The sequence below is a fragment of the Cohnella silvisoli genome (assembly GCF_021190915.1).
GTDB classification, from domain to species: Bacteria; Bacillota; Bacilli; order Paenibacillales; family Paenibacillaceae; genus Cohnella; species Cohnella silvisoli.
Map to the genome: position 1 here is coordinate 516,666 of NZ_JAIOAP010000003.1, position 10,708 is coordinate 527,373.

The following is a 10,708-nucleotide window of genomic DNA, read 5'->3' on the forward strand; positions in this document are numbered from 1 at the left end:
TAACTCGTATTATAGCTTTGTTTTTAAACAAAAACTGAATCACCATGAAAAAAGGATAGGTTCTCCACAAATTCTCAACATTAGCTTGCTACTCTTTAGTTGAGCTCGGGAGATTATCAAACGAAAGAGAGGATTCAAAGATGAATAATCTATTAATAAACAAAGCAAGTATCGTCTTTAAATGGCTTGCATGGATATTTACAGTTTGCATTTTGATCCAAGTGTTTCTCGCCGGCCTCGCATTGTTTTGGAATTCAGAGCAATGGGCAAGTCATACGGGCTTTTCCAGAATCTTGATGATTCCACCGATCCTGATGCTCGTCACTTCTTTCATCGCTCGGCTGCCGGTCTCCCTTCGTCTGAAAAGTGCAGGTTTGATTGGCATGCTTATCTTAATGGGTGTCAGCGCCAATTTATCGTCTGAAATGGGATATTTATCGGCTCTTCACCCGGTAATCGCGCTGATGTTGTTTTGGGGAACTATGTCTATCGCACGGAAGACTGATGCCCTCATTAAAGCAAAACAGCAAGTATATGCGGAGCAAAGCGTTTGAATTGAATTTCGATCATAATCTTCAACTTTTATGGAGGAAAAGATGCCACCCTAATCTAAACGATTATCTATTGGTCTTTCTATTCCTAATCGCGTCTGGAGTATCGCTGCATCTGGTTGCGCATGACTATGAGAATCGAACTCATAGGTTTCGAAAAATTGTAATTGTTCTATATGGAATGTTCGATATCCTTGTTTTCTTTATATTTGTCCAAAGACAATGACCGAAGAGAGCAAGTATTAAAATGGATGCTTTGGTTATCGCAGACATGGTGAAAACGGCTATTCAGATGCAATACATCCTGCCATTGAAAAAAGTCCGCGGATTACGCGGACTTCATTTGGAGCGTCTTAATCATCTAATCCCTTTCCATTGAGAATATACGGCAAATATTTTTCAACCCTTGACTCTCTGGTTTTGGATTGTTTTGGTGCGGAAAAATGAAGAATGTACGCTCTTTGCCGTCCCGGCGTCAATGCTTCGAAAGCCGTTTTCAAGTCAGGGATTTCAACGAATTTATTTTGTAATTCTTCAGGAACGATGTATTCCGTATTCTTTTTAAAGTCCACTTGCAAACCGGCTTTTTCAACTTCAATGGCTTCATCAATATAAGTTTTCAAGATCATCTGCATCTCGTCTATTTCTTGAACATGGGTGAACCGAATCTGGCGTGCCGCCTGCACATTCTCCGTTTGTTGGATGAGGATCCCATGGGGATCTTTTAACAAGGCACCTTTGTGAAATAGAAGCGCGCAGTATTCTTTAAATCCATGGATTAAAACGATGTTTTTATCTTGAAACGTGTAACAAGGATGCATCCACTTAAACTCTTCGGTCAACTCGCAGTCAAGAACGATATTTCTCAATAGCTCGAATTCTTCTTTCCACTTTTTAGCCTTGCTAAAAAATGGATCAATCTTAGGATTCCTTTCACCCTTTATCATCAAGGTACACCTCTCTTCAATTTTCACTAACTTTGGGATTCATTCTACGGCCGTCAGCTACCCTAAGCTGGTGGGCTGAACTATATTACGCTCGGCCAGATCCTCAGCACGCTAAGTCGCTTCTCGCTTGATTTGAAATTTGTTTTTCCGCAATAGGGTTCTCCTTCTCCACTGTGACCCAATTCGTGGACGGTAATAAATAAACAGCTGTTTACTTATCCAGCCAGTAGATGACTTCTGAATTCATTAAGGTTGTTTGAGCCGGAACCTCCTGATATCATAAACATAACTCTGCCCACGGCTTCTCTGAATGACATCATCCATACAAGGAGGGAACAACATGGAAGTTTTTAAAGAATATTTAGCGCGAATCGATAACCCGCAACATCGGGACCGAACGGAAGAGATTTTGGGTTGGGTATCTAAGAAATTTCCAAATTTAATGCCAAAAATGGCGTGGAATCAGCCTATGTTTACCGATCATGGCACCTACATTATTGGCTTTAGCGTAGCCAAACATCATTTGGCTGTTGCCCCTGAACGAGCAGGTATGATTCATTTTTCCGATGAAATCGTACATGCTGGTTATGAACACAGCAAGGAGTTGGTACGTATCCCGTGGGATAGTCCGGTTGATTTCTCGTTACTTGAGAAAATGATCGAGTTCAATATTTGGGATAAGGCAGACTGTTCGACTTTTTGGCGAAAATAAAAAAGGGTTGGGTGAAACATCAGCGCAGCGCAACCAAACAAACAATCATTCCATTATGGAATGATTGTTTTCGTTCAGTCGTTTTTCAATTATTCAAAGTATCTATTGTTGACCTTTAATTGGACACCATTTGGTGATTTGATACATTACATCAAGTATTTTCCCGTGATCGACTGCTCCGCATGAATGATCTGAGCCGTTGTGCCCTCGAACACCACCTGGCCGCCTTTGCTGCCTCCGTCCGGTCCCATATCGATGATCCAGTCCGCTTGGCTGATCACTTCGAGATTGTGCTCGATGACGATAACCGTATTGCCGGTATCCACGAGGCGGTTCATGATCTCCACAAGGTGGCCGATATCCGACATATGCAGGCCGGTCGTCGGCTCGTCCATTACGTAGATGCTGCCCTTCTTATGCAGTTCGCTTGCCAGTTTGATGCGCTGGCATTCGCCGCCCGACAGCGTACTGAGCGGCTGGCCGAGCGTAATATAGTTCAGCCCCACGTCGCTCATCGACTGAAGCTTGCGAACAACCTCTTTGAGCTGGAAAAAATCCAATGCCTGCTCCACGGTCATCTCCAGCACGTCCACGATGGATTTGCCGTTCAGCTTGTAGGCAAGCACCTCTTCCTTGAACCGTCTGCCTCCGCATACTTCGCACGGCAGCTCCACGCTGTCTAGGAAAGAAAGGTCGATAGAGACGACGCCTTGCCCTTGGCAGTTCTCGCAAGCCCCCTTCGAGTTGAAGCTGAACAAGCCTTGGTTGACCTTGTTCGCGGAAGCGAACGCCTTGCGCACATCGTCCATTATGCCTGTGTAGGTCGCGGGATTCGAACGCGTGGACACGCCTACCGCCGATTGGTCGATGACGATCGCATCCGGATGCTGGCCGAGGAATACTTCGTTAATCAGCGTACTCTTGCCCGAGCCGGCGACACCCGTAACGACGGTCAACACGCCGGTCGGAATATCTACGCTCACATTCCGCAGGTTGTGCAGCGAGGCATCCTTGATGGACATCTTGCCGGAAGGTTTCCTGCAATCGTGCTTCACCTGGAGCGGCCGCTTCATATGGTTGCCTGTCAGCGTACCTGACTCCAGCAAGCCTTGGAAGCTTCCTTCGAATACGATGGTACCGCCGTGGCTGCCGGCGTGAGGTCCGACGTCGACGATATGATCCGCCAACTTGATCACGTCGGGATCATGCTCGACGACAATCACGGTATTCCCCTTGTCTCGCAGCTTCTGAAGCAATTCATTTAACCGATGGACATCGCGGGGGTGCAAGCCAACGCTGGGCTCATCGAAGATGAACGTGACATCCACTAGACTGCCGCTCAGGTGCTTTACCATTTTGACGCGCTGCGACTCGCCGCCGGATAATGTATCCGTCTCGCGGTCAAGCGTCAAGTAGTCCAGTCCGATATCCACCAGATGCTGCAACCGCTCCGTCAGCGATTTAACGACCGGTGCGGCAGCGGGATCGTCGATCTCCCGAACGACGCGAATGAGCTGTCCGACCTCCATGGAGGAGAGCTCCGCGATGTTGAGTCCGTTGATCTTGCAGCCGAGCGCTGCCTGACTGAGTCTCGCGCCGCGGCAACTGGAACAGGGACCTTCGGTCAAGTAAGGCGCAACGGCTTGTTGCGTACGGTCGGACTTCGTCTTCACATCCTGCTTGATGTACTTGTTGGTAAACTTCTCGATGACGCCTTCCACCGTTATATTCATTGCCTTCCCGGCGAAATCCATCTCCACTTTCCTCGCCTTGGCGTACAGCAGTTGCTCGAGATCCTCATCCGAATAATCGCTCAGCTTCTTGTCGAGTTCGAAGGAACCCGACTGCACGATCATGTTCCATTCCCAGCCGTTCACCGTATAGCCAGGCAGCAGGATAGCCCCTTCATTTAAGGACTTCGACATGTCCAGCGCCTTGCTCATGTCGACGCCCAACCTGCGGCCGAGCCCGTTGCACTCGGGACACATGCCTTGCGGATCGTTGAACGAGAATAGGTTCACCGGTCCGACATAGGGCCGTCCCACTCGAGAAAAAAGAAGACGGAGAATGGGGGAAATATCGGTAATCGTACCCATCGTGGAATGGGAACCGCCGCCCAAACGTTTCTGATCCACGATAACGGCCATGCTCAGGTTCTCGATCGCATCCGCATCCGGTTGCGGAACGCGAGGCAGGAAATTGCGCACGAACATGCTGAAGTTCTCGTTCAGCAATCTCGTGGATTCCGCGGCGATCGTATCGAAGACGATCGATGACTTGCCGGATCCGGATACCCCGGTAAAAATGGTGATTTTGCGCTTGGGTATGCGCAAAGATACATTTTTAAGGTTGTTTTCCCGGGCGCTGCGGATTTCTATATATTCTTGGGTCATAAGAGATCCTCCATTACTCGTATTAAACGGATGAATGATGTGGTACTTCCAGTTCGAAATCAGAAACAATCGGCATACGTGGAAAAACAGATCGCTTGATGGTCAATAGATACCATGAAGTGATCTGTTTTAGAAATTCGGTTATTGTTCCAACACCTTTTCAAGATTGCCGAGCATTTCACTCCAGCCATACTTGGCGCCACCGAGTGCTTGAGAATTAGAGATTCCGGTTTGCTCGAGATGAAGGTTTACCTTTCCGTCCCCTAAATCCTGCAGCGTCCAGACGACCGTGTGTTTCTCCCCTCCGCTGCCCCAGGTATAGGACAACCGGTTTGGCGGGTCCACGATAAGCACTTCGCCTTCTACAATGCCATCCCACCATTCGGTCGGCTCCTTGCGAAACTGAAAACGGCGTCCTACGACAGGCTTAAAATCATTTTCCATGACCCACTTGGCAAGTTTGTTTGAATCGGTCAAGGCGGACCAAAGCTTCTCGATCGATGTCGTGTACTGAAAATCCAAAGTTAAAGTCAAACTCATTCTTCTTCCTCCTCTAATAGTTAGGCCAAAGGATTCGGCATTTCATCTGCAAACAGGATGAGAACCACGACAGCGAGCGCAAAAGTAACGATGGCCGGAATCGCTTTGGCAACGGGTTCTTTGACCCGAAAATGCGAAAGGATTGCAAACACCATTGTAATTCCGAGCCAAACGCCGGCCCATGCGGCCATCCCCGGATACCAGTACCCGATGACCAGTCCTGCACAGCCGATCAATTGGATGACGCCGGTGACGATGCGGAACCACTGGGGCAGTCGGATCGTTTCAAACAGTTCGACCTGAATTTTCGCCCCTGCGATTTTGCTTACGGCTTGAAAGGACATCCAGACGAGCAGCCAACTTTGAATCACGATAGCAACGATATGCATGGAATTCACCGCCAGGTTGATGTTATGGAGGGATCGAATCAGCGTAAGTTATCCAAGGATAATGACTCATTCTTCTTCCTCTAATAGTTGGTTCAAGCGCAACATATTCGTACTCCAAAACTTGCTGTAGAAGGCTACCCAATCTTGAATTTCTCTGAGTGGAGAGGCGTTTAGCCTAAATCGCGTTTCTCTGCCGACTTTGCGGTCAAGTACCAGTCCGGCCTCTTTAAGGATGGTCAAATGCTTGGAAACCGCTGTACGACCCATTTGAAACTGTGCCGTTAATTCATGAAGCGGTATCTCCTCTGCCTCTGCTAACAGACGAATCAGTCGGCGCCTAGTTGGATCTGCGATCGCGTCAAACGCATCCCGGATCTGGTTGTTTTCGCTCACAACACCCTCTCCTAAATATTATTACAAAGGGACAACCTTCCAATGACTAACTCCTAATTGGACACCAATTAGTGTTGCTTTAATTATAGGTCACCATTTGGTGTCGTGTCAACCTCCCTAGGGGGAATCCTATTTCAAGAGACCACAAATCATGAGGACTACATTTCTATTACTTTTGAACAGTAATCCATATGTCAGTACGCTGACCCGTTTCAACGCATCTTGTCTCACCTATTTTAAGCACATCTTTGAGCAGAAAGCGGTCACCCTGACGAAAAAAAAATTAAATATGCATTGACAAGAATATTCCATAACAGGTATATTAAAACCGTACAGTTGAGACGCGCGCGACTGCACTCAAAAAATAGGATGAGGTGACCCAAGCATGGCTTACAAATCGACCCATACGTACCTAAACTTGCCGGTGAAAGATTTGAACCGGACGAAGGAATTTTTCAGCAGCATCGGTTTCGAGTTCAACCCACAGTTCTCCGACGATAAATCGGCCTGCATGGTGATCAACGACAATACGTTCGTTATGCTGCTCACGGAGTCGTATTTCCAGACGTTCATCAACAAGCCGGTAGCCGATGTCGCCAGCGCTGCTACAGGGATTATCGCGCTCTCCGCCGACAGCAGGGAGCATGTGGACGAACTGGCGGACAAGGCGTTGTCAGCGGGAGGCAAGCAGTCCAAAGAACCGGCGGACCATGGCTTCATGTACGTCAGAAGCTTCGAGGACCTGAACGGTCATCTTTGGGAAATTGCCTATATGGACATGAGCGCTTTTTCTCAGGCGTAAGATAGTACCTGCCTATGTTTAAGAGGCTAAGCGATTGTTTCGCTTAGCCTTTTACGGCGCTTATACCTGCAATATGCAATCCCTCGGGGTTCTCCACGTTACGCCATAATTGGTAAATGCTCCTCTGCCTATCTACTCCCTCTGTAGTTAAGTTGTTTTTTGATAATTAAATCATCGCTTCCCCAAACACCCCATGGATGATCGCAACATTATCATCAATGGAAACACAAATGATAGTCGTTTTGCTCCCATCCCCTTCCGACTAGCATGCTCCTTCCCTATCGTATTCTGATAAAAAGAATATAAAATGATCCCTAACCGGCAGATGCTCAGCACCGCTTTGACGGTTATTGACTTTTTTTTTGAATCTTATAGGCTTTAACCGTTTCCAGACAAGTATCTTCCTCCATAAACTAATCCCATATTTTACTCATTTACAGAAAGGAGTCCAATATGAAAATTCCTGTCACTGGATTCGTGATGGATTCTGGAGATGGCAATTCTGATCATTCACACAAGCTATATATAACATCTTGGAATGGCAACCCTGTCCATGTTCATGCTTTTTCCGGTGTGACCTCCATTAATGACGGACACTCCCACGAGTATGAGAGTTGGACTGCCTCTGCACCTACGGGAGTGCCTCATGTGCATGAATACCATACATTTACTTCTTATGATCAAGGGCATACCCACCTGATTCAAGGAACTACCGGTCCGGCGATTGATCTTCCTAGTGGCGGGCACTATCATTTATTTGAGGGGTATACGACAATTAACGGCTGCCATCCTCATTCGCATGCCTACCGTGGGAGAACTGGCAATGAGGTTAGTAGCGGGTAAAGTTTATCTCTTTTGCTCCATGAAGGACGTACACCAAAACTTTTCCGGGTACGTCCTTATAAAATTATCTATAATTTGAAATAAGAGAATTTAATCAACAAGAATTAATTAGCCTAGGAGTCCAGCTTCTTCATTTTTTCTTTAATAAAATCCGCTGTTCTTAACTCAAGCGACATTTAATGAATGATCTTCCTCCATGGGGACAACCTACATCATATATTTGAAATTTGCAGCTTTTTATATATGGAGATGAATTATGGATACTGTTTGGCAATACTCCCTCAGAACTTTTTACATATATTACGGGAATTGCTCTCGGAAACATTGCGGGTGAAACGGTTTTAAATAAAGAAATTAAAGTAGTTGCAGGTATCACTGCCATGACAATGTGGGCGCTACTTACGATCATCATAGAGCAACTAAGCCTTAAATCACCGATGATTAGAGTTTTATTCGACGGGGAGCCGGCAATCGTCATCAAAAATGGAAAAATTCAACGAAAAGCCATGGCACTAAGCAAATTAAATGGATGATTTAAGTATGCTTCTTAGGGATAAAAATGTGTTTTCTATTCAGGAAGTCGACTATGCGATTTTAGAACCAAATGGAAAATTAAGTGTATTAAAGAAACAAGAAGAGGAAAATCCAACAAAAAAGGATATGCAAATACCCGTTCAAGAGCGGTTGTATCTTCCGAGCGAACTAATTGTTGACGGCAAAATCGTAAAGAGGAATCTAAAGGAACTGCATTTGAATCGCGAATGGCTTGAAGAACGCATCAAATCCTACGGAATGCAGTCTGTCCAAGAGGTGTTTTTTGCCGAACTGCAAAGTGATGGAAGTCTTTTCTTGGATAAAAAGCAATAAGGTAAAGCCCAAAATCTTTGAATCGAAAATGAATCGTTCAGTTGGGTCCTCAAGCATGATTAAATTGTCTGTTTGGAAATCCCCCGAAAATATTCAACAACTACCTCCCGGAATTCCAGAGCAGCCCGCGAAATGTACCGACTCCTGTGCCATAATAAAGCGATCTCCCGCACCAATTCGTGGTCCTCTACTTGGAGATATGAGATATGTTCCCGTGAATTCCTTACCGTGCTTGGTATGAAGGCTATGCCAATTCCGGCTTCCACAAGAGCGCTTAGCCTGGTAGGCTCATTTCCCTCACATACATATTTAGGTACAAATCCAGCCGATTTGCATATAGAGTCCGCTAGATCGCGAGTACCGTAGCCTCTCTTTACACCGACAAACCATTCATCTCTTAGTTCTGTCAAGGATACGCTGCTTCTGTCTGCCAGCCGATGCCCCTTTGAAACAGCTACAAGGATCGGGTCGATGAACACGATTTGGCATTCTATGTCATCCCCTTGTATCGGAGGTGAGGACAAGCAGAAATCGACCTCTCCTCTATGAAGAAGCGTAACCATTTCCTGCGTAGTCAGCATTTGCACATGAAATTGGATATGGGGCCGCTCTTTCCGAAACTCTCGAAGGATATTAGGCAACGTGCTTGCGGTGGTCACCGCCAATTCTATTGTGCCATGTTCCGGGCTGGACAGATCGCTAATCTCCTGCTTCCCCTGTTCCAATTCAAACAACGCCCTTTCTGCACGGTGAAAGAATCTGCTTCCGAACTCATTCAATCGTAGCTTCCTCCCTGTTCGATCGAATAGAGGGACCCCTAGATCCTCCTCCAGGCGTTGAATCGTTTTGCTTAGCGACGATTGAGTAACGTGCAGACTTCGTGCAGCTTCGGTCACATGTTCCAAACGAGCTACCGTGAGAAAATATTGCAGTTGAAGAAGTTCCACTACGCAGCCTCCATTCATTCCCTCAAGTCAATGAAATCATAACATGAAATGCGTTGGAATAAATAACTGATTTCAATTACGATGACATCAATACGTTTTAGGGGGACAAAAAAATGGATGCTCGCAGAAGGTGGTTGATGATTTCCGTTGGACTGGGGGTACTATTGAACCCAATGAACCTCCCCTACTTACGCTTCGCTAAGAAGTAGGGGTTTCTTACCAGCCATACCGGTACTTTCTGCAAGCAAATAGGTTGGCTACTTGCTTTCGCTGCTGGCAGCGGAAATCTAACGGTAGGGTTCAGTAAGCAACACTTTTGCAAGTGGGTGGGAACTCACCATCTACTACTTCTCGCTAAGCGATCCGTAGATACTTTATCGTTTGCGTTTCGCCCAAATATCGGATATCTCCATGCAGGTGCTTGGACAATATGCCTTTGCTGCCGTGAATATCCCGGTGTTCTTTATAGCCGCACGAACATTTGTAATTTCTTGTAGAAGTCTTTTTTCTTCTACCGCAACAAGGACATTGTTGACTGGTATAGCTCTCATCTATCGTTCTCACGCTTGTTCCCTGTTCTTCAAGCTTGTATGCCAGCTGCTTCTGAATTTTGCCAAAACTCCAATTGGACAACTTTTGCGTAACAGTCTTTCTTTTCTTCTTTTTCGTGTTGCGCTGTACGCCTTCCACTTCGCCGACAACCACTTCTTTTACCTCATTTTCCTTACACCACTCTGCGAATTGCTTTGTTGTTTTGTGGATGACATCATTCAACTGGCGCTCGCTTTTACTGAGCATGTACGTCTTAGCTCTATTGTACTTTTTCCACTGCCGACTGCCTTTTTTGCATTTGCTCATCTGCTTCTGAAGCTCGGCCAGCTTCTTGTTTCGGAGTCTGTGGATGCTTCTTGCCTTTCTTCCCGTGATTATGATCGACTTGTTTGCGGTGGTCGTCGCCGCGATGGAGTGGATTTCACCCAGATCAACGCCTGCGACCTCACTGCCTTGGTTTACTGAAACCGATCTTCCGTCATCATAGCTCATCGAAACCATGAGTTTTCGGTCAAATACAAGCTCAATTTCCTTGATGTCTGAATCAGGCAAGTCTGGAACGGTGATTCTGATCGGCTGCAGGCGCTTACCGTTCTGAATACCCAAACTTAAGGTTAGGGTGTTGCCCTCTATTTTGAAAGATTGGTCTACCCATTTCGTGTTGAAGTGTTTTTTGTTCTTGTACGGGTATTTATTAGCCAAACCTTGGTTTTTGGCTTGTTTCGCGCTGTCTCTGGCAAACAGATATTTGTGGCACACCGCTTGAACAGAT

General features: G+C 46.3%; 13 protein-coding genes. 6 read left to right on the forward strand and 7 right to left on the reverse strand.

Annotated elements, in window-relative coordinates:
* The first annotated feature begins 140 nt into the window (after nt 1-140).
* Nucleotides 141-554, forward strand: coding sequence for a DUF6220 domain-containing protein (locus tag K7P76_RS09050; protein ID WP_232184938.1), 414 nt, complete (start codon nt 141-143; stop codon nt 552-554).
* Nucleotides 555-904: 350 nt separating this feature from the next.
* On the opposite strand, the gene K7P76_RS09055 is transcribed toward K7P76_RS09050, so the two are convergent.
* Nucleotides 905-1,498 carry a YdeI/OmpD-associated family protein gene (locus K7P76_RS09055; RefSeq protein WP_232184939.1) on the reverse strand — a complete coding sequence of 198 codons (594 nt, stop codon included), beginning with the start codon at nt 1,496-1,498 and terminating at the stop codon, nt 905-907.
* Between the two features lie 340 nt (nt 1,499-1,838).
* Between K7P76_RS09055 and K7P76_RS09060 the strand changes: the two genes are divergently transcribed.
* Nucleotides 1,839-2,210: an iron chaperone gene (locus K7P76_RS09060; protein ID WP_232184940.1), complete on the forward strand. Its 372-nt coding sequence runs from the start codon at nt 1,839-1,841 to the stop codon at nt 2,208-2,210.
* Nucleotides 2,211-2,356: 146 nt separating this feature from the next.
* Here the strand turns inward: K7P76_RS09060 and K7P76_RS09065 are convergent, their stop codons facing one another.
* From K7P76_RS09065 to K7P76_RS09080, 4 genes are all read right to left on the reverse strand, one after another.
* Nucleotides 2,357-4,603 carry an ATP-binding cassette domain-containing protein gene (locus K7P76_RS09065; RefSeq protein ID WP_232184941.1) on the reverse strand — a complete coding sequence of 749 codons (2,247 nt, stop codon included), beginning with the start codon at nt 4,601-4,603 and terminating at the stop codon, nt 2,357-2,359.
* Between the two features lie 141 nt (nt 4,604-4,744).
* Nucleotides 4,745-5,143, reverse strand: coding sequence for an SRPBCC family protein (locus K7P76_RS09070; protein ID WP_232184942.1), 399 nt, complete (start codon nt 5,141-5,143; stop codon nt 4,745-4,747).
* Nucleotides 5,144-5,163: 20 nt separating this feature from the next.
* Nucleotides 5,164-5,532, reverse strand: a complete 369-nt coding sequence (locus tag K7P76_RS09075) for a DoxX family protein (RefSeq protein WP_232184943.1) — start codon at nt 5,530-5,532, stop codon at nt 5,164-5,166.
* Between the two features lie 66 nt (nt 5,533-5,598).
* Nucleotides 5,599-5,925, reverse strand: a complete 327-nt coding sequence (locus K7P76_RS09080; protein ID WP_232184945.1) for an ArsR/SmtB family transcription factor — start codon at nt 5,923-5,925, stop codon at nt 5,599-5,601.
* A 385-nt stretch (nt 5,926-6,310) separates the two neighbouring features.
* Between K7P76_RS09080 and K7P76_RS09085 the strand changes: the two genes are divergently transcribed.
* The 4 genes from K7P76_RS09085 (at nt 6,311) to K7P76_RS09100 (ending at nt 8,437) form a co-directional block, all read left to right on the forward strand.
* The gene (locus K7P76_RS09085) at nt 6,311-6,727 is read left to right on the forward strand and encodes a VOC family protein (RefSeq protein ID WP_232184947.1); all 417 of its coding nucleotides are present in this window, start codon (nt 6,311-6,313) and stop codon (nt 6,725-6,727) included.
* Nucleotides 6,728-7,180: 453 nt separating this feature from the next.
* Nucleotides 7,181-7,570: a YmaF family protein gene (locus tag K7P76_RS09090; RefSeq protein WP_232184949.1), complete on the forward strand. Its 390-nt coding sequence runs from the start codon at nt 7,181-7,183 to the stop codon at nt 7,568-7,570.
* Between the two features lie 227 nt (nt 7,571-7,797).
* Complete coding sequence (locus tag K7P76_RS09095) at nt 7,798-8,103, forward strand: DUF421 domain-containing protein (RefSeq protein ID WP_232184951.1); 306 nt, start codon at nt 7,798-7,800, stop codon at nt 8,101-8,103.
* Nucleotides 8,104-8,110: 7 nt separating this feature from the next.
* A complete protein-coding gene (locus tag K7P76_RS09100; RefSeq protein ID WP_232184952.1) occupies nt 8,111-8,437 on the forward strand; it encodes a DUF421 domain-containing protein in 327 nt (108 codons plus the stop codon).
* A gap of 59 nt (nt 8,438-8,496) precedes the next feature.
* Here the strand turns inward: K7P76_RS09100 and K7P76_RS09105 are convergent, their stop codons facing one another.
* Both K7P76_RS09105 and K7P76_RS09110 read right to left on the reverse strand, forming a co-directional pair.
* Nucleotides 8,497-9,384, reverse strand: a complete 888-nt coding sequence (locus K7P76_RS09105) for a LysR family transcriptional regulator (protein WP_232184954.1) — start codon at nt 9,382-9,384, stop codon at nt 8,497-8,499.
* Between the two features lie 354 nt (nt 9,385-9,738).
* A partial coding sequence (locus K7P76_RS09110; RefSeq protein ID WP_232184955.1) for an RNA-guided endonuclease InsQ/TnpB family protein occupies nt 9,739-10,708 on the reverse strand: 970 nt, incomplete at its 5' end.

Excerpts from the sequence above, each read along its gene's own strand:
- K7P76_RS09055 (WP_232184939.1), bottom strand. The coding sequence starts at position 1,498 with ATGATAAAGGGTGAAAGGAATCCTAAGATTGATCCATTTTTTAGCAAG.
- K7P76_RS09050 (WP_232184938.1), top strand. The coding sequence starts at position 141 with ATGAATAATCTATTAATAAACAAAGCAAGTATCGTCTTTAAATGGCTT.
- K7P76_RS09085 (WP_232184947.1), top strand. The coding sequence starts at position 6,311 with ATGGCTTACAAATCGACCCATACGTACCTAAACTTGCCGGTGAAAGAT.
- K7P76_RS09090 (WP_232184949.1), top strand. The coding sequence starts at position 7,181 with ATGAAAATTCCTGTCACTGGATTCGTGATGGATTCTGGAGATGGCAAT.
- K7P76_RS09100 (WP_232184952.1), top strand. The coding sequence starts at position 8,111 with ATGCTTCTTAGGGATAAAAATGTGTTTTCTATTCAGGAAGTCGACTAT.
- K7P76_RS09070 (WP_232184942.1), bottom strand. The coding sequence starts at position 5,143 with ATGAGTTTGACTTTAACTTTGGATTTTCAGTACACGACATCGATCGAG.
- K7P76_RS09065 (WP_232184941.1), bottom strand. The coding sequence starts at position 4,603 with ATGACCCAAGAATATATAGAAATCCGCAGCGCCCGGGAAAACAACCTT.
- K7P76_RS09075 (WP_232184943.1), bottom strand. The coding sequence starts at position 5,532 with ATGCATATCGTTGCTATCGTGATTCAAAGTTGGCTGCTCGTCTGGATG.
- K7P76_RS09060 (WP_232184940.1), top strand. The coding sequence starts at position 1,839 with ATGGAAGTTTTTAAAGAATATTTAGCGCGAATCGATAACCCGCAACAT.